At 38.2% G+C, this 19,508-nt stretch carries 17 protein-coding genes; 10 read left to right on the top strand and 7 right to left on the bottom strand.

Annotation, left to right across the window (positions count from 1 at the left end; all coding sequences use genetic code 11):
• Window positions 1-38: 38 nt before the first annotated feature.
• The 6 genes from ACQ2HF_RS09930 to ACQ2HF_RS09905 all read left to right on the top strand — a co-directional run bounded on the left by ACQ2HF_RS09930 (window position 39) and on the right by ACQ2HF_RS09905 (window position 5,145).
• A complete protein-coding gene (locus ACQ2HF_RS09930; RefSeq protein ID WP_432410271.1) occupies window positions 39-1,175 on the top strand; it encodes an ABC transporter substrate-binding protein in 1,137 nt (378 codons plus the stop codon).
• Window positions 1,175-2,206 carry a FecCD family ABC transporter permease gene (locus tag ACQ2HF_RS09925; RefSeq protein ID WP_432410270.1) on the top strand — a complete coding sequence of 344 codons (1,032 nt, stop codon included), beginning with the start codon at window positions 1,175-1,177 and terminating at the stop codon, window positions 2,204-2,206. Before ACQ2HF_RS09930 ends, ACQ2HF_RS09925 begins: the two co-directional genes overlap by 1 nt.
• 159 nt (window positions 2,207-2,365) lie before the next feature.
• Window positions 2,366-3,160, top strand: a complete 795-nt coding sequence (locus ACQ2HF_RS09920) for an ABC transporter ATP-binding protein (protein ID WP_432410269.1) — start codon at window positions 2,366-2,368, stop codon at window positions 3,158-3,160.
• A gap of 47 nt (window positions 3,161-3,207) precedes the next feature.
• Complete coding sequence (gene rmuC / locus ACQ2HF_RS09915) at window positions 3,208-4,539, top strand: DNA recombination protein RmuC (protein WP_432410268.1); 1,332 nt, start codon at window positions 3,208-3,210, stop codon at window positions 4,537-4,539.
• Window positions 4,532-4,750 (top strand): hypothetical protein, encoded by a 219-nt coding sequence (locus tag ACQ2HF_RS09910; protein ID WP_432410267.1) that lies wholly within the window; start codon window positions 4,532-4,534, stop codon window positions 4,748-4,750. The genes rmuC and ACQ2HF_RS09910 overlap by 8 nt, the downstream gene beginning before the upstream one ends.
• A gap of 29 nt (window positions 4,751-4,779) precedes the next feature.
• Entirely contained in the window at window positions 4,780-5,145 is a 366-nt protein-coding gene (locus ACQ2HF_RS09905) for a 6-phosphogluconate dehydrogenase (protein WP_432410266.1), read from the top strand.
• A 54-nt stretch (window positions 5,146-5,199) separates the two neighbouring features.
• Here the strand turns inward: ACQ2HF_RS09905 and carB are convergent, their stop codons facing one another.
• The gene (gene carB, locus ACQ2HF_RS09900; RefSeq protein WP_432410265.1) at window positions 5,200-8,052 is read right to left on the bottom strand and encodes a carbamoyl-phosphate synthase large subunit; all 2,853 of its coding nucleotides are present in this window, start codon (window positions 8,050-8,052) and stop codon (window positions 5,200-5,202) included.
• Between the two features lie 102 nt (window positions 8,053-8,154).
• Complete coding sequence (rpmH, locus tag ACQ2HF_RS09895) at window positions 8,155-8,316, bottom strand: 50S ribosomal protein L34 (protein WP_164680779.1); 162 nt, start codon at window positions 8,314-8,316, stop codon at window positions 8,155-8,157.
• Between the two features lie 268 nt (window positions 8,317-8,584).
• Between rpmH and ACQ2HF_RS09890 the strand changes: the two genes are divergently transcribed.
• Entirely contained in the window at window positions 8,585-9,160 is a 576-nt protein-coding gene (locus ACQ2HF_RS09890; RefSeq protein WP_432410264.1) for a DUF2892 domain-containing protein, read from the top strand.
• A 138-nt stretch (window positions 9,161-9,298) separates the two neighbouring features.
• Entirely contained in the window at window positions 9,299-10,009 is a 711-nt protein-coding gene (locus tag ACQ2HF_RS09885) for a TlpA family protein disulfide reductase (protein ID WP_432410263.1), read from the top strand.
• 14 nt (window positions 10,010-10,023) lie between these two features.
• Here the strand turns inward: ACQ2HF_RS09885 and ACQ2HF_RS09880 are convergent, their stop codons facing one another.
• The 3 genes from ACQ2HF_RS09880 to ACQ2HF_RS09870 form a co-directional block, all read right to left on the bottom strand.
• Complete coding sequence (locus ACQ2HF_RS09880; RefSeq protein ID WP_432410262.1) at window positions 10,024-10,395, bottom strand: sulfite exporter TauE/SafE family protein; 372 nt, start codon at window positions 10,393-10,395, stop codon at window positions 10,024-10,026.
• A 35-nt stretch (window positions 10,396-10,430) separates the two neighbouring features.
• Window positions 10,431-11,369: a lytic transglycosylase domain-containing protein gene (locus ACQ2HF_RS09875; RefSeq protein WP_432410261.1), complete on the bottom strand. Its 939-nt coding sequence runs from the start codon at window positions 11,367-11,369 to the stop codon at window positions 10,431-10,433.
• A 64-nt stretch (window positions 11,370-11,433) separates the two neighbouring features.
• A complete protein-coding gene (locus ACQ2HF_RS09870) occupies window positions 11,434-12,153 on the bottom strand; it encodes an alpha/beta hydrolase (RefSeq protein WP_432410260.1) in 720 nt (239 codons plus the stop codon).
• Between the two features lie 424 nt (window positions 12,154-12,577).
• On the opposite strand from ACQ2HF_RS09870, the gene ACQ2HF_RS09865 reads away from it, so the two are divergent.
• Window positions 12,578-12,877 carry a GNAT family N-acetyltransferase gene (locus ACQ2HF_RS09865; RefSeq protein WP_432410259.1) on the top strand — a complete coding sequence of 100 codons (300 nt, stop codon included), beginning with the start codon at window positions 12,578-12,580 and terminating at the stop codon, window positions 12,875-12,877.
• Window positions 12,878-13,072: 195 nt separating this feature from the next.
• Window positions 13,073-16,735, top strand: coding sequence for a hypothetical protein (locus tag ACQ2HF_RS09860; RefSeq protein WP_432410258.1), 3,663 nt, complete (start codon window positions 13,073-13,075; stop codon window positions 16,733-16,735).
• A gap of 158 nt (window positions 16,736-16,893) precedes the next feature.
• On the opposite strand, the gene mtaB is transcribed toward ACQ2HF_RS09860, so the two are convergent.
• Window positions 16,894-18,246 carry a tRNA (N(6)-L-threonylcarbamoyladenosine(37)-C(2))-methylthiotransferase MtaB gene (gene mtaB, locus ACQ2HF_RS09855; protein WP_432413077.1) on the bottom strand — a complete coding sequence of 451 codons (1,353 nt, stop codon included), beginning with the start codon at window positions 18,244-18,246 and terminating at the stop codon, window positions 16,894-16,896.
• Between the two features lie 75 nt (window positions 18,247-18,321).
• Window positions 18,322-19,488, bottom strand: a complete 1,167-nt coding sequence (locus tag ACQ2HF_RS09850) for a glycosyltransferase (RefSeq protein WP_432410257.1) — start codon at window positions 19,486-19,488, stop codon at window positions 18,322-18,324.
• Window positions 19,489-19,508 lie beyond the last annotated feature (20 nt).

The raw sequence follows: 19,508 nt of genomic DNA, 5'->3' as shown, positions 1-19,508 counted from the left end.
CTATCTTTACCACCAAACAAAATCCATTATTTTCTGAAATGAAACAAATTCTTATACTCTTAACCTTTACTTTAGTCCTTATCTCCTGTAAAACCGAAACTCAAAAAACGGAAAATACTACGGCTGAAATTTCAGAACTAACCACCGATTTTGCGGAAGGTTTTATCATTAAAAATCACGACGGCTATAAAACTATCACCATCACCAACCCCTGGCCAGGCGCCGAAAAAGAATTTACCTATGCTTTGGTTGAAAAAGGAACAGCGCTTCCTAATAAAGATGATTTTGACGCTATAGTGGAAACACCGCTTACCTCTATAGTGGTAACGTCTACAACGCATATTCCATCATTAGAATCTTTGGGAGTTATTGAAAAACTAGTAGGTTTTCCAAATCTTGCATATATTTCTTCTGAAGCAACGCGCAAAAATATTGATAGCGGAAAAATTAAAGAACTAGGTAAAAACGAAAGTATTAATACCGAGATTTTAATAGAATTAAGCCCAGATGCCGTCATCACATTTGCCGTAGAGGGCGACAATAAAACCGTAGCAACCATCGAAAAAACAGGAATTCCCGTTTTGTACAATGCAGATTGGACCGAAACTACACCCTTGGGAAAAGCCGAATGGATTAAATTCTTCGGAGTGCTTTTTAATAAAGAAAAAGAAGCAGATAGCATTTTCAACAGCATTAAAACGGAATATCTTTCAGCAAAAAAAGTAGCACAGCAAGCTACAGAAACCCCAACCGTTTTAAGCGGCGCCATGTATAAAGATATCTGGTATCTTCCGCAGGGAGACAGCTGGGCAGCACAGTTTATTGCGGATGCGAATGGGGATTATCTCTGGAAAGAAAGTGAAGGGACGGGCAGTATTGCACTGAATGTAGAATCGGTTTTGGAGAAGGGGAAATTAGCTAACTATTGGATTGGACCCGGACAATTTACCAGCCGTTCACAAATGGAAGAATACACTAAAGTATATGCGGAATTTGATGCGTTTCAGCAAGATCACGTATTTAGTTTTACCACTAAAAAAGGAGCCACCGGCGGTGTAATTTATTATGAATTGGCACCAAACCGACCCGATCTGGTATTAAAGGATATGATTAAAATATTACATCCGGAATTACTTCCAGAGTACGAATTGTATTTTTTCAGCAAACTTGACTAGTGCAATCGGTGAAAAAACATACGCGTTACTTTTGGATATTAGCAATTTTGCTTTTATTGGCGCTTTTATTGAATGTAAGTTTAGGTTCAGTTTCTATTCCCTTGGGTGATGTGATAAGTTCTCTTTTCGGACAAGGCGCCAGTAAAGAAACATGGCGCTTTATCATCACCGAATACAGAGTACCCAAAGCCATCACCGCCATCTTAACGGGAAGTGCGCTGGCCGTTTCAGGATTGTTGATGCAGACTTTGTTTCGAAATCCGTTAGCAGGACCTTTTGTGTTAGGATTGAGTAGTGGCGCAAGTTTGGGTGTTGCTATCTTGATTTTAGGCGCAGGCGCTTTTGGCGGTTTTTTTGGCAGTGTGTTAGTAAGCCAATGGAGCCTGGTAATCGCTTCGGCTATTGGGAGTTTTTTGGTATTGCTGGCAGTATTGTCGGTCACGTTCAAAATAAAAGATACCATGGCTATTTTAATCATAGGATTAATGTTTGGAAGTGTGACGGCGGCAGTAGTTTCAGTACTCTCCTATTTCACGAATGCTGAAAAATTACAGCAATTTATTTTTTGGAGTTTCGGAAGTTTGGGGAATCAGTCCTGGAGCGGAGTTGTAATTATGATACTTTGTTGTTTGTTAGGTTTCTTGTTAGCCTTCAGCAGTGGAAAATCTTTGAACGCCTTACTTCTGGGCGAAAATTATGCGAAAAGTATGGGCGTGAGAATCAAAAGAACCACCATACTCATCATTTTGGCAACCAGTATTCTGGCAGGCGGTATCACAGCATTTGTGGGACCTATTGCCTTTGTAGGATTAGCAGTACCACATATGACGCGACAATATTTTAAAAGTTCCAATCACTTTACCTTATTACCCGCCGTGATGCTTTCGGGAGCCATTTTAATGCTATTATGCGATACTGTGGCGCAATTGCCAAGCAGTGAATACACCTTGCCCATTAACGCTATTACTTCGCTATTGGGCGCTCCTGTAGTGATCTGGTTATTGGTTCGCAAGCGAAAATTATTGTTTTAATGATCTCAGAAAAAAAATATTATTAACTATTTTAATTACTGTTGTCTGGTTGAGCGCAGTCGAAACCTAATTTGAAATATCCAATAGTTCTCGACTGCGCTCGAACCGACAACATTTATAACTAAATTTTTGTAAATTAAATACAGATTTTAATTTTTAATGATAGCTGAAAAACCACATACCGTTCTAAAAGCGACCGATCTTTCGGTAGGATATTTCAGTAAAAAGAAACCGATCCCAGTTGCTGAAAACATCCATTTTGAATTGGAGCAAGGCGAATTAATAGGTTTGGTGGGCGCCAATGGAGTTGGTAAATCTACTTTGCTTCGGAGTTTGGTAGGGATGCAACCCATCGTTTCTGGCAGCATTGAAATTAATGGTCAAAATCTTTCAGGATTATCGAGTCTCGTTCTCGCTACCCAATTAAGCGTGGTATTAACCGAAGCACCCGCCTCCAAAAACTTAACGGTGCAGGAATTGGTTACTCTGGGCAGACAACCGTATACCAATTGGATGGGTTCTTTATCCGAAACCGACAAGAAACAAATTAAATACGCATTAGAAATCACGGATACTGAAAAGCTTGCTTATAAAAAATGCTTCGAGCTAAGTGACGGGCAATTGCAACGCGCTTCTATCGCAAGAGCTCTGGCACAGGACACCCCACTTATTTTATTAGACGAACCTACCACGCACTTAGATTTATACCACCGCGCCTATATTTTGAAACTGCTGAAACAACTTACTGCTGAAACAGGAAAAACCATTTTATTTTCCACCCACGAAATTGATTTAGCGATTCAGTTAAGCGATACGATGATCGTGATGACGGAAACTTCGGTAGTTTGTGAGCAACCTTGTAAGCTCATTGAAGCGGGTAGTTTTGATGCGCTTTTTCCGAAGGATACGATTGCATTTGATAAAAACACGGGGCGGTTTTCAATACGAAAATAGTATCTTTAAAATTCAAATTTTATCAATTTCAAACCTTTCTATAAACCTTGAACGAAACCTTACTTTTCCTCCTTCTCGCCGCAGTTTGCCTATTAATCGGGGCTTTCCTGGGCAATCTATTTGCTCGCTTAAAAATGAAGACCGAAACTGGAAAACTGGAAGAACGTTTGCAGCAAGCTAATTTTCAACAAGAAAAACTGGAAGAACGTTTTACCACGGTTTTAAATGAACGTGAATTAATTAGAAAAGAAAAAGATTTTTTGAATGGCGAACTCGTACGACGCAATGCCGAGTTTGAGAATCTGGATCATAAAAACCGCGAACAGAAAGCCGAAGTGGAGAAGCTTCAGGAAAAATTTACCAAGGAATTTGAGAATCTGGCGAATAAGATTTTAGCCGATAACTCCAATAAATTCACAAAGCAGAACAAAGATAATATCGACGTCATCTTAAAACCGCTTCAGGACAAGATTGAAAAGTTCGAGAAAAAAGTAGAAGACACCCACAAAGAAAGTATCGACCGGCATGCGATGCTCCGCCAGCAAATCATTGGCCTGAAAGAGCTCAATGAACAAATGTCTAAAGAAGCCACCAATCTTACCAAAGCATTAAAAGGCGACAGTAAAATACAAGGAAATTGGGGTGAGCTAGTCTTAGAAAAAGTGTTAGAAAAAAGTGGTCTCGAAAAAGATCGGGAGTATTTTGTACAAAACAGCTTTACGAACGTTGATGGCAAGCGTATCCTGCCGGATGTGGTAATTCATTTACCCGATAACAAACGCATGGTTATTGACAGTAAAGTATCGCTCGTAGGGTATGAACGCTATGTAAATGAAGAAGATGGCGAATTAAAAGAACGTTACTTAAAGGAGCATTTACTTTCTTTAAAACGGCACGTAGACCAGTTAAGTGCGAAAAACTATCAGGACATTTACGAAATGGAAAGTCCGGATTTTGTGTTGCTCTTTGTGCCTATTGAACCTGCTTTTGCCATTGCTATTAATAAAGACAACAGTATTTATAACAAAGCTTTTGAGCAGAACATCATTATTGTGACGCCTTCTACCTTACTTGCTACCTTACGTACTATCGATTCTATGTGGACCAATGAAAAGCAACAACGCAACGCTATTGAAATCTCCAGGCAAGCGGGTGCTTTGTATGATAAATTTGCAGGATTAATTAAAGACCTAACAGGTGTTGGCAAGAAAATGGATGACGCAAAAAGCGACTATTCTGCAGCTATGAACAAGCTTTTTGAAGGCAAAGGAAACTTGATTACCAGCGTAGAAAAACTAAAAAAAATGGGTGCTAAAGCAAAAAAGGCATTGCCCGAAAAAATAATTAAAAGAGCCGAAGAAAATGAAGACCTTGATTAAATTAGACTTACTCGTCTATATCATTTTAAGTATTACTACCTTTATAGGAGGCATCTTACTTATAACATCCAATTACCAAGCATCCCCAAACTCTAAAAATATTGAAGATGCGTTAACAATTTTTGGTGGATTCGTATTATTAATCGGAATTGCTTGTTGCATCGTTACGTTCATCAAAATTAAAGACACAAAATTTAAGGATCACGATTAAAAAACTTCCGATACATCGGGACTAATCTTATGAAAAAAATACTCTTTATCATTCTTGGAAGTCTTATAGCCATCTATTTGCTCTATTTTGCATTTGTATATTATGTGCCTTATAGTGAGGGAACACGCGCAGGAGAACTTATAAAAGTCACTAAAAAAGGGGTGCTTTTTAAAACATGGGAGGGTGAAATAAGCCAGGGAATTAGTGGCGCACAGATTTTTCAGTTTTCGGTATTGGATAAGGAGGAAGAGGTTATTGAGAAATTGAATGAGCTACAAGGTCGTTATGTAAAAGTGCGTTATGTGGAACGCTACAGCACTTTTGTTTTTTGGGGTGATACAAAATACTTCATAGACCAAGTTGAGGAAGAACCCTCGCCCTTTTTCAACAAATAAAAAGCCCCGAAATGCATAGCATCACGGAGCTTTTGTTTTGTGTTTTTAAGTAACTTATTTACTCAAGTACATTTTTCGTCTAGAATACAACTCGTAGAATTCATCGTCTTTTAGGCTATCTATAAATAAGATGCTTTCTCCAGTACTCTTCATTTCCGGCCCTAATTGTTTATTCACATTAGGAAACTTATTAAAACTGAAGACCGGCTGCTTGATGGCATATCCTTCCAATTGTGGATTAAAATTGAAATCGGTTACCTTCTTTTCACCTAGCATTACTTTGGTCGCATAGTTTACATAGGGTTCTTTGTATGCTTTTGCAATGAAAGGAACCGTACGCGAGGCTCTTGGATTCGCCTCAATGATATACACTTTCTCATCTTTTATGGCGAATTGTACGTTAATTAAACCAACTGTATTTAAAGCCAGTGCAATTTTCTTAGTATGATCTTTAATTTGCTGAAGCACCAGATCTCCTAAATTGAACGGCGGTAAGGTAGCATTACTATCCCCCGAGTGAACGCCACACGGCTCAATATGCTCCATGATACCGATGATATATACATTTTCACCATCGCAAATAGCATCTGCTTCGGCTTCTATCGCGCCGTCTAAATAATGATCCAGTAACAATTTATTATTCGGGATTTTACGTAATAAATCTACTACGTGTTCTTCCAGTTCTTTTTTGTTGATGACAATTTTCATTCCCTGTCCGCCCAATACGTAGGAAGGTCTTATTAATAATGGGAAATCTAAGGTATCTGCAAGCTTTAGGGCTTCTTCAGTAGTTTCGGCAACTCCAAATTCTGGATATGGAATATTATTATCTTTTAAGATGGTACTGAAACTTCCGCGATCTTCAGCCAAATCTAAGGCTTGATAACTCGTTCCCATGATCTTAACACCGTAGCGCTCTAACTTTTCAGCCAACTTAAGCGCTGTTTGCCCACCTAACTGAACGATAACACCTTCAGGCTTTTCGTGACGAATAATATCGTAGATATGTTCCCAGAATACCGGTTCAAAATAGAGTTTGTCTGCTACGTCAAAATCGGTTGAAACCGTTTCAGGATTACAGTTAATCATAATTGTTTCGTACCCACATTCGGCTGCGGCTAAAACTCCGTGCACACAGCAGTAATCAAATTCAATTCCCTGACCAATTCGGTTAGGGCCAGACCCTAAAACAATAACTTTCTTTTTATCGGTAACTACACTATCATTTTCTACATATCGGGTTCCATCGGCAGTTTCTACTTCATTTTCGAAGGTTGAGTAGTAATATGGTGTTTGCGCTTTAAATTCGGCAGCACAGGTGTCTACCAATTTGTACACGCGCTGAATGTTTAACTCTTCTCGTTTCTTATATACTTGGCTTTCCAGACATTTCAGCATATGGGCAATCTGGCGGTCCCCGTAGCCTTTTTGTTTTGCTTCCAGCAATAGCTCTCTTGGAAGGGTATCCAGTGTATACGTTGAAATTTCTTTTTCCAATAAATACAGTTCTTCGTATTGACGTAAGAACCACATATCAATTTTAGTGATTTCGTGAATTCTACTCAACGGAATCCCCATTTGTATGGCATCGTAAATCACAAACACACGATCCCAACTAGCATTGGTAAGTTTGTCGATTATTTGGTCGTAGTCAGTATAGCTTTTTCCGTCGGCTCCTAAACCATTACGCTTAATTTCTAATGACTGTGTGGCTTTGTGCAGGGCTTCCTGGAACGAACGTCCAATTCCCATTACTTCCCCAACAGATTTCATTTGTAGGCCTAAGGTTCTGTCTGACCCTTCAAATTTATCAAAATTCCATCGCGGTATCTTAACAATGACATAATCTAAAGTAGGTTCAAATAATGCCGAAGTAGATTTTGTAATTTGGTTATTTAATTCATCCAAATTATATCCAATAGCCAATTTTGAAGCAATTTTTGCAATAGGATATCCAGTTGCTTTTGAAGCCAATGCAGAAGAACGAGATACTCTTGGGTTAATCTCAATAGCAATAATATCTTCTTTCTCATCTGGGCTTACTGCAAATTGCACATTACACCCTCCGGCAAAGTCACCAATGCTACGCATCATTTTAATGGCCATATCACGCATACGCTGGAAGGTGCGGTCGCTCAAGGTCATTGCTGGTGCCACGGTAATAGAATCTCCTGTATGAATCCCCATAGGGTCCATATTCTCGATGGTACAAATAATTACTACATTATCGTTATGGTCGCGTAGTAATTCCAATTCGTATTCTTTCCAGCCCATCATCGCTTTGTCTATCATCACCTCATGAATAGGCGAAATTTCCAGACCGCGCGTGAGCAACTCATCAAAATCTTCGGGTTTATATACAATAGAAGCACCTGCCCCACCCAACGTGTAAGAGGCTCTAATCACCAATGGAAATCCAAACTCCTGTGCAATTTCCTTTCCTTCCAGATAGGATGTTGCTGTGGCTTGAGGTGCCATAGGGACACCAATCTTCTCCATTAATGTTCTAAATTTCTCTCTGTCTTCAGTAATATTAATGGCGTCTATATCTACACCAACAATTTCTACATTAAAATCTTTCCAGATTCCTTTTTCATCTGCCTCAATACAAAGATTTAGAGCTGTTTGGCCTCCCATGGTTGGCAACACCGCATCAATCTGCGGATGCTCTTTTAGTATTTTAACAATAGATTTTGTGGTCAATGGCAACAGGTACACGTGGTCTGCCATGGACGGGTCTGTCATAATAGTGGCAGGGTTGCTGTTTATGAGTACGGTTTCTATTCCATCTTCACGAAGAGAGCGTAAAGATTGTGAACCAGAATAATCGAACTCACAGGCTTGACCAATAATAATAGGCCCTGAGCCTATTAGGAGAATGGATTTTATTTTGTCGTTTTTGGGCATTTCTAGGAACTTTTAAAAGTGCGGTAAAATTACGATTCGTTAGGGTATAAAAAAAAGGTGTTGTTTACAAACAACACCTTTTTTATGTATGACTTATCAACATTATTTTTTGTGACGTGGTTCAGAAGAAACAGATATTTTCTTTCTCCCCTTTGCTCTACGGGCAGCTAAAACCTTGCGTCCGTTTACAGATGCCATACGCTCTCTAAAACCGTGCTTATTTCTTCTTTTTCTTTTTGATGGCTGAAATGTTCTCTTGCTCATTATAATAAGGGTTAAATCTTCTGAAATTTATTTTTTTATGCCCTACAGTGTGTTTGGCTTGCCTACATTAGCAAATCAACAGATTCTCTTTTGCGTAGGCGGGTGCAAATATACAATCTTTTTTATCTAGGACAAATGTTAAACTAAAAATAATTAAAAAGAATTTCTATTTCACAAAAACTATGAGTCGGTCATCTTTACAAGCACCAAATTTAGTGACTTCTTCATGGAAATATGTACCTTTGTCCCCTTCAAAAATAAGCACTATATGTTCAATAAAAATATAAAATTAATTTTAGGTCTTGCAGTCATAGGTCTTTCTGTCTGGCAATTTGTGGAAGGAAATATAGGAAACGGTATTATGTATATCCTACTATCCTTCATGTTCTTCTTTCTGTATTTTAAAAACGAAATTATACTCCTAGCATTCCTTAGGCTACGAAAACAAGATTTCGAAGGTGCCAAAAAATGGTTGGATAAAATTAAAAATCCAGAAGGTGCTTTAATAAAAAAACAACAAGGCTATTACAATTACTTGAATGGTCTTATGGTTTCTCAAACCAATATGAATGAAGCCGAAAAATACTTTAAAAAATCTATTGAGTTAGGGTTAAATATGGATGCAGATTTAGCAATGGCAAAATTGAACCTCGCTGGAATTGCTATGTCCAAGAATAGAAAACGTGAAGCTGAAATCCTGCTAGCAGAAGCAAAGCAACTAGACAAGCACAACATGATGGACGAGCAGATTAAGATGATGAAACAACAGATGAAACGTGCCAACGCACCTAAGCAACAGTTTGGCCAGCAGAGTGCACGAGCAGGCAGAAGAAGCCGTAGATAACCTACATATCGCATTTCCGTAGGAAATATATGACATCAAAAACACTGTTTATCGAATTTTTTGTACCATTCATCTAAAAGTAAGTTATTAAGTAGCAACCTTTTATACCTTTGTACAACTAATGAGTAAACAACGTTTATGCGTATAAAACTACTTCTACTAATATTCTTAATTTCCTTTGCCGGTATCTCACAAGAAGAGATTGAAGCAAAGCCTATGTTTTCGCAGGAAATTACCAAGAATATTAATACGTATGTGAAAAAATCACAATTGGCATATCACGACAAAGACTATGCACGTGCAGATTTCTTATACGACTCCTTGGTACAAAATGTAATCTTAAATACCTATCTCGATAATTTCAAAGTAAAAAAATGCTCTGGCAAAGAAATTGAAATGAGCAAATTTGAGAAACCTATGATTTTATTAAGTACTGCTTCCTGGTGCACTCCTAGTTCTGGGACAATTCCTGCACTTAATGAAATAGCAAACACTTTTGGGAATAATATAGACTTTGTAGTATTGTATTGGGACACCAAAGAAAATGCGAAGAAAGCTTCCAAAGAGTTTAAGAAAAATATTCAAATAGTTTATGTTGATGAACTCGACAATAAAGGTGCTGCCGCCGTTAAGGATATGAAACATAGTCTTGGGCTCCCTACGTGTTTCTTACTCGACGAAAACAAAAAAATAATAGATATTAGAAGAACTGTGATTCACCCCTATCATACAGAGTACGCGATTTCTTATGAAGAAAATTACGACGCTTTTTATGCTGGAGTTCAACTATTGAAACCAAGCATAACTATTCAAACTAGTCTGGAAGTAATTGGAACAGATAAAAATTAAGATTTTAATTGTATTTATTTGCCGAAGAACAATTTAATAGCCGCAACTACCAAAACTACTGCGAATATTTTTTTGAGCACATCTTGATCAATTTTTATAGCAAACTTTGAGCCTACCCAAGCTCCTATCACAAAACACACCGCGATTATAAGTGCAAATTTCCAGTTTACAGGATGTCCACCTGTATGGTAGGTATAAGCAGCAATAAATGTTACAGGGACTGCCAACACTGCCAGGCTTAAACCTTGCGCTTCATGTTGGTCATACCCTAAAAACATAATCATTAGAGGTATCATAACAACGCCTCCCCCTACCCCCATAAATCCACTGAAAATGCCGGCCAATAGACCTATAATGAGTAAGGATACAATAAGGGTAATATTCATAAATGGAATTTCTGGTGGTTGGCTGTTTTTATTCTTTACTGTCCCGTGGTATTGTAGTACCCTTTTTCTGGTATCTCAATAAGATATTCTTTTCCCGAAGCGTTCTTTAAAAAAGTATCTCTTAACCAAGGGTTGTGCAATTTCAGTATTTTATAATTAATATCAAACTTTTTCGCAAAAACAGCAAAATCAGTTACCGGGGTATCTACTTTAACGGTATAAGTAGGCACTCTTTTATACAAATCTTGTTGTCTAAAGTTGAACCCATATTTTTCTGGATTGCTCATTATTTCCTTAAATGCTAGAATCCGGAATATGTAACGACTTGTTTCAGAATTTAGTAAGATATCATAATAATTATTGTCCAGTTTCTGGCGCTCAATCTGTTTGTTCACACCTGCATTACCTGCGTTGTATGCCGCTGCAGCTAAGGTCCAACTACCAAAACGTTCCTTAGATTTTATCAAGTATTCTGCCGCTACTTTTGTTGCCATTTCCAAGTGATAACGCTCATCTACATAATCGTTCACCTCTAAGCCATATTCACGTCCTGTCCCTTGTAAAAATTGCCAAAACCCTGCTGCCCCTGCCGGAGAACGTACGTTATCCAAGCCACTCTCTGCTACAGCAAGATATTTAAAATCATCTGGAAGACCATATTTTTTTAATAGTGGCTCTATGATAGGAAAATATTTGTTTGCTCTTTTAAACATAAGCAAGCCATTAGACTGCCAATATGTGTTTACAAGCAATTCGCGATCCATGCGTTCTCTAATATCTGGATCGTTAAGCGGCACATTTTCCCCAGCAAAATCCATTTTGTCTGGTAGTGGTAATGCATACACGTTATAATCGTTTACTAATCTTTTCTGAACGGTCTCGTCTGTAGTTTCAGGTTCTTGCACGGCATTTACATACAAACCACTAATGAAAACAACTAATGCCAAAAGGCCAATTTTTGAAAGAATATTCATAATCATAAAATTTTGGACTAAAGATAAAGAATCTCTTGTGCTGTTTAAAGAATTTAACAGGCTTTTATAGGGAAATAACTTCTATTAATTTTTTTGAAATCTTAGATCCTTTATTTAGCAACATAATATGGGTTCCACCTAATATTACTTCACAGTCCTTTATATTTTTAACTGGGAAAATTATATCTGCATCACCGTGGATGTGTATAACTTCACCTGCAGGTTTCTTTGGTTGCCAACACACCATATTTTCAATCGCCCAATTTAAGTAGCTGGCACTGCGCACGTGTAGAAATGCCTGGTAGAGCTGTAATCGTTTTCTCGACTTTGGACCTATGGCAAATTTTGTAAGATCGTCCGAACTTAGCATAATTCGTGTTGGAACTAACTTATACAGTTTCGTAATCCGAGCAATTTTCATTCGCTTGGGGAATTCTTTTCTACTTTTTACACTAGAAATAATGATAAGTTTTTTCAGTGTTAAAAAATGAGCCATCTCTTGCACTACCACACCTCCAAAACTTACTCCTACCAACACAGCATCTTCGTGTAGTACATGCATCGCCATACGCTGAGCATAGCTTGATATGGATTCCTTTTTTTCAGGAATAAGCCACTCAAGTATGTGTGTTTGAAAACAATTCTCAGGTAAGTGAATATTTTTAAAAATTTCTTTTCCTGCCGCAAGACCAGGAACAAAATAAACGTGAATAATGTTTTGACCCATAACTGTCTTAAAGTAATACAACCAAACTAACGATTTTTCCGTAACTTTGTTGGACAAAGATACTAAGTAGTGTTTCTAAAGTTGGGGATCCCTTGAAAAAGATTTATATACGGTACAAACACGCAGTATTACAAATTTTGAGTATTTCCAAAAAAGGTACACCACGATATAATTACACTGTTTAAACACCTTAAGTACTGTCGTAAAGTTCAAGGACAAAACAATTCTAAATACAACAACATACCTATTTTAACATAGGAGATCATATTTAAACAACTCATACAACAGATACATTAAATAACAGGATGCACAGAATCTTCCTAACGTTTACTAATGGCACTTTTATTATAAATTATAAAAATATGTAACGAAAGAGATGCTATTTGGATTTGGGAAAAGTTCAAATTTTGAAAAGAGCAAGTAACTATTTTAAAACCTTGCTTACACAAGCACCAATAAATTAAAACCAAATCCCTCCATTATGATTGAAGATGTAGTAATTACCGACAACGAATTCCTTCGCCAGTTTGAGCTGGAAGTTGGAGACAATATGGCTCGCATAGAGTATGCCCTTCAAGATCGTAAAATATTTTTGACAAAGTTTGACATGCCTAGTGACATGGAAGACCAAGGCTTTAGGGATATTTTTATAAAAGCAGTATTTGACGAAGTAAAAGATCGAGGCATTAGCCTAGTTCCCACAAGTCCCGAAATCGCAGGCTTTATGCGAAAAAATAGAAGGAAATACAAAGCCCTGTTACCTGTAGGAATAAGCATTTAAAATAACAATAGTATTTTTAAACCTTTGGTTGTTTGGTGTTTTACCAGCGCCAAAGGTTTTTTTATGACTCCTATTTTAGGGCCAATACTAAATGTTTTTAAGAAAACTTTAGCGTGAAAGTAATGCTAAAGTTGATGCTAATGTTCCGCCACTACAGTATTTTTATCGTTTTCAAGAAATAATCTAACCCTACATATGAAGCAAATTACACAGAATACCGCTTTTAAAACATTCTTTTTTATTTTTAGCATTCTTATAATCTCAGCTTGCGCTAGTTATAAAGAACAAAAGAAACCTTCTTTAAATGAGGTCACCACATCCTCAAAAACACCTACTCATACCTTTTTTGTTGCAGGGGGATTGGGTAAAGCCGAAGGAAATTTCAATCAAACTATCCTTGATGAACTTCAGAAAAAACTGAATGAAGCTGACGAAAACAGTACGCTTTTATACACTGGAAACTATACGAATGCAAATTTCGAAAATGAAGCAAACAACCAAGCACTCCTACAAAAACAGCTGGAATTAGCAAATTCTTTTAAGGGAAAAACATACTTTATTCCTGGTGCTAACGAATGGGAAAGTAAAAATGCCAAGCAAATTGAATGGGTTGAAGACTATATAAAAGATAAGGAGTTAAAAAATATAGAGGTAGAACCAAATAATGTATGCCCATTAGAGTATCGAGAGATCTCTGACGATATCGATATGATTTTGATAGATTCAAAATGGTATATCAGCAATTGGGATCGTGTAAAATACATTAACCAAAAATGTACCGATATAAAAACCCAGCGTAGATTTATTGAAGAACTGGAAGGAATGATAAAAGATGCCAAAGGTAAAAATTTGGTAATCGTAATGAGCCACCCCTTGTTTAGCAACGGAATGAACGCCAATAATTACTTGGGCGGAATGAATCCTGATAAAATATTCTTTCAAAGATACCAAGAGCTTGCTACAAAAGTCGCTGCCCTTGTACAAGAATTAGACAGAGTCACTATACTTTCTGGACACGAAGAAAGCTTACAATACCTTACCTCAAAAAACAAAGCACATCAAATCATTAGCGGTTCTTTAGGGGATGCTGCTAAAACTAAAAGAGAGCCTGCAAGACTAACAGCAGTAGGAGGCCAATTGGAATACGAAGGACAATATACCTACGGAAAAGAAGGTTTCAGTATTATAACGTATTATGAAAATGGAAGTTCGCAAGTAACTTTTGTAACGGAGGATGGTGAAAAAACATTTGCTATGACGCCAGCCTTCAATAAAGAAAAATTAAACTCACCAATGCCGTCATTCGCATCAGCAACCGTGCAGGTTCCTGTGGTAACAGATGCTGAAAAACTAAACAAATCTGGTTTTTATAATTTCCTTTGGGGAAAACGTTTTAGAAGTGTCTATGGTGTTCCTGTAACTGCAGAAAATGTAGATTTAACTACTTATAAAGGAGGCCTAACCGTAAAAGAAGCTGGGGGTGGACACCAAACCTTTTCAGCAAAACTTAAGGATGCCAACGGAGCAGAATACGCCATTCGTGGCTTAGAGAAAGATGCGTTCAAATTTTTAACCTATAAGGTAAAAGGGATCACTTTTGATCCGGAAGATTACCGTGGTACCTTTGCTGAAACCGTAGTGTACGATTTCTTTACAACCACACATCCTTTTATGCAGATGGTGATAGACCCCATGGCAAAAAAGATAAATGTGAACCATGCCAACACACAATTGGCTTATGTACCTAAACAACCCAACTTAGATCCGTTAGGCAAGCAATATGGGGACGCGCTCTATTGGTTAGAAGAACGCCCAAGTGATGACCAAACAAAATTTGCAGGGTATAACCGTGCAAATCCAGGTGGAGGAACCATAGTTACCTTTGAAAGCACTACCGATGTGCTTGAAAAATTGCGTGAGGATGAAAAATATAGCGTAGACCAAAAAGCGTGGATTAGAGCACGATTGTTTGATATGCTAATTGGTGACTGGGATCGTCATGCAGACCAGTGGCGCTTTGCTGAATATGAAATTAACGATGACGAAACCGAGTTTATACCAATTCCTCGTGATAGGGATGCTGCGTTCTCGAGATTTGATGGGGTAATGATGACCGTTATCAAAATGTTCGTCCCTGATACCCGTTTTTGGCAATCGTATGACGATAACATTCGCGATATAAAATGGTACAATGGCGAAGGAAACAACCTAGACCGTGCCTTTATGACCAAATACGGTAAAGAAGTATGGATGAGCGAAGCAAAGTATATTCAAGAAAATCTTTCTGAAGCCGATATTGATGCAGCCTGGACGCAATTACCAGTTGAAGTACAAGATGAAACTTCTGAAGAACTGAAAAAGAATTTAAAAACACGTCTTAGTAATTTAGACAATATAGCCGACAGGTATGCAACTTACCTAAACCGAACTGTTGCCTTACACGCTACCGATAAAGACGATAAAATTGAAGTAATCCGTATGGCAGGCGGGAAAACGCAAGTACTCATCAAGCGCGCGAAAAAAGATGAAAAAGATCCTGTAATCCTGGACCGCACCTTTGATAAAAACGAAACAAAAGAAATCTGGATCTACGGATTGAATGATGATGATGAATTTACGGTATCTGGTGAGGGTGATAATTTGATTAAAGTACGCATCATTGGAGGGTATGGAAAAGACAAGTTCACTATTGAAAACCGTCGTCAAGTAAAAGTATACGACTGGAAATACGAAGAATCTGAGTTTGACAAAAAAACACCAGCACATCAGTTTACCAACTTATACGAAACCAATACCTATCACTGGAGACAGTTTAAGGAAAACAATCATATTATCCTGCCAAACCTAGGTTTCCAAACTGATGATGGCTTATTTGTAGGTGCTAAAGACACCTACACCAATTATGGTTTCAATGGTAATAAATTTAGATACCAGCATTTTCTTTCTGCAAATTATTACTTCGATTTTCAGGCAGTTGAGCTAGAATATGGCGGTGAATTTGCCAATATCTTTCCACAATGGAACTTGGTGATAGATGGTTATTTTACGAGTGATTCATTCGCCAATAATTTCTTTGGCTTCGGAAATGACACCTTTTACGATGGCGATGCCGAAAATGAAGACAGAGACTTTAATCGCGCAAGAATGCAGCAGATTAAAGCAAGTGCGGGTGTAAAATATAAAACCCTGACCTTTAAAGCACTCTTTGAAAGTTTTGAAGTACAAGACAGCCCAAACCGATTATTTACCCCAGCCAACAACGCCGTAAACCCTAATGTTTTTGAAATGCAAAACTATGTAGGTGGTGAGGCCAACATAAAATACCGCAATCAAAATGCAGGGGATTTCCCGTCCAGAGCTTTTCATTTTGAAGCAGTTCTAGGATACAAAAGCAATATAGAAGATACCGATAATTCCTTTGGATATGCAGGGTTACAAGTGGGCGCAGAAAGAGGATTAGTGCCATCAGGGGCTTTAGTACTGGGTACATCAGCAGCAGTACGGACTAACTTTGGAGATGATTACTATTTCTATCATGCACCATCTATTGGTGGAAACAATGGCCTTCGCGGGTACAGAAATGAACGTTTTACAGGTGAAACATCTTTTTATCAAACTACCGACTTAAAATTAAGATTAGCCAGATTGACAACCTCTGTTATTCCACTTACTTTTGGTGTGTACGGTGGCTTTGACTACGGAAGGGTTTGGAGCGATTTTGATACGTCAGATAGATTCCACACGTCTTACGGAGGAGGAATCTGGTTAAGCGGTTTAAATATGATAGGATTGAAAGCTGGTTATTTTGTTTCGGAAGAAGATGCGATTATTCAGGTTGGATTTTTACTTACTAAATAAAAGCTCCTTCCCCCAGCGGCAAACGAGATTTTGATTAGCTATCATTATATTGAACCACGAATTGGGGGAAGGTGAATTTTGGAGTAAATCTTTAATAAAATCTAAAAATTAATAATCCGAAATTCGGAAGGGGGATTTTTGAAATCAACTACACTAATCTAGACAAATACAGGCTCATTTATATAGTCAAAACGAACCAACCCATCTTCATCAATTTCCGTTAAGGTAACTTGATGTACAGTATTTACAAGCTCCGGATTCCACGGAGCTTTTACTTTTACGTAATTTTCAGTAAAACCGTTAATATATCCAGCTTTATTTTCACCTTCAAATAAAATAGTGCGTTCGGTGCCTAACTGACTTTCATAAAATGCGCGTCTTTTTTTAGCTGAAAGTCCGCGTAACATTTTACTTCGTTTGGCGCGTACTTTTTTGGATACTACACCGTCCATTTCGGCAGCGGCGGTATTATCTCTTTCAGAATAGGTAAACACGTGTAAATAGGATATATCCAGCTCGTTTAGGAAATGGTAGGTTTCCAGAAACAGCTCTTCGGTTTCGCCCGGGAAGCCTACAATAACGTCTACGCCAATACAAGCGTGAGGCATCACTTCTTTAATTTTCGTAACACGGTCTATGTACAATTCTTTCATATACCGACGGCGCATCAGTTTTAAAATCACATTGCTCCCACTCTGCAACGGAATATGAAAATGCGGCACAAAAGTTCTGGATTGTGACACAAAATCAATGGTTTCGTTTTTCAGCAAATTGGGTTCTATAGATGATATCCGGAGACGTTCAACTCCATCTACGGTATCCAAGGCTTGGCAGAGTTCCAAAAAGGTATGTTCGTGTTTCTTATTACCAAATTCTCCTTTTCCGTAGTCACCAATGTTTACACCAGTGAGTACAATCTCCTTAATGTCTTGCGCTGAAATTTCAGCAGCATTTTTCAACACATTTTCCAGCGTATCGCTTCTTGAAATCCCACGCGCTAATGGAATAGTGCAATACGTACACTTATAATCACAACCGTCCTGCACTTTTAGGAAAGCGCGCGTGCGATCGCCTACGCTGTAGGATCCTACGTAGAAATCTGCATCTTCAATTTCACAGGAATGCACCTCGGCTCCGCTCGGCGACCTACGCTCGGGGTCTGCTAAAATATCGTTTATGTAACTTGTGATTTTAAACTTTTCGGTGGCTCCTAGGACTAGATCTACACCGTTTACATCAGCTAACTCTTGTGGTTTTAACTGGGCGTAACAACCTATGGCGGCTACAAAAGCTTCTGGGTTTGCTTTTTGGGCTTTCTTTACAATAGATTTGAAACGCTTATCGGCATTTTCGGTAACGCTGCAGGTGTTGATCACGTAAATGTCTGCTTTTTCTGAAAAGTCTACACGAGCAAAGCCTTCACCATCGAAGTTTCGGGCAATAGTGGCTGTTTCACTGAAATTCAGTTTACAACCTAATGTGTAATATGCGACTTTTTTTTGGGCGTCCATGATATCGTTCAAAACGGGTGCAAATTTATGGCTTTTTATTGAAATTACCTGCTTGGTTATAAGATAGGAACCTAATCAAGAACCTTTTTCCTCAATCCATTTACTCATATACTTGGTTGCCTGCACTGTTTTATACTGAAGGATTTGCCCAATAAAATGCTGTTCTCTGTGTTTCTTCAAATTTTCAATCAAAAAAGAAATTCTTTCAGCAAAAGGTATGGCAAACCTATTTTTCTGAAATCGATTCATCACTATGCTATAGCCTTCGTTTTGCACCGCCAACCAAGCTGTTTTTTCTTTATACAGCCTTACTGCCTGCGAACTGAAATCTTTCCAATCATCTGCAATTATAGTAGCTTTTGAAGCACGCTCATACATTCCCTCCGCTCCAATTGAAGTTGTTACCGTTGGTAATCCGTTTTGAAATGCATCCAGAATTTTTCCTTTAAGTCCGGCTCCAAAGGGCAAAGGCGCTACTTGCACTCTGGCTTTTTGCATGATTTCTGAAATATCCTGAACCCAACCTTTGATAAAAAAACGATCCTTCGGGTTGTGCATTTCTTGCAGCTGCTGCGGGACATAGGCTCCGTAGATATGCAATTCGGCTTGCGGAAATTTTTGTTGTAGCGTTGGCCAGATGTGTTCCTTCAGTATTTTAATAGAGGCCACATTGGGCGCGTGTTTCATATTTCCTACTGCAATAAAATGCTGTCGTTCTTCAAAGTTAGCGTGTTGTTTTTTCTGTACTTCGGAAATTTCTTCAGCGACCAAAAAAGGTAGATACCACAACAATCCTTCAGGAATTTTGAAAGTTTCAAGAAGGAGTTTTACTTCAACTTCAGAAATGATCAAGCTTACATCGCATCGGAGGATGCTCGCTAATTCTCGTTTTGCCGATTCAGTAAAAAGATTGGCTTTGGTTATTGGAATATCTTTTTTGAACGCTTCTTCCCTGGCCTTCCGTAGAAAATGTAAATCTTCTGTATCTAAAATTCGCAAGGCCTCTGGACACGTTTCAGCAACACGCCAACCAAATTGTTCTTCGGTTATAAAGCGATCAAAAAGCACAACGTCTGGCGCTAGTTCTTTCAGAAAAAAATCGAAGGAAGCGTCATTTAGTTGTATGGCAATTTCTTCTATTTGCAAAGAGGCTAAATCTACACTTCGTTCCGATTTTACGGCTGTACTCGCAAAAGTACTTTCAAAACCTTGTTCTAAAAACAAATCGATAAGCTGTAACATTCTTCCTCCTGCCGCTGTGG

The organism is Rasiella sp. SM2506, from assembly GCF_050859505.1.
Taxonomy (GTDB): domain Bacteria; phylum Bacteroidota; class Bacteroidia; order Flavobacteriales; family Flavobacteriaceae; genus Marinirhabdus.
The sequence above is the reverse complement of the archived record's forward strand: the minus strand, read 5'-3'. Positions and strand labels throughout refer to the sequence as shown.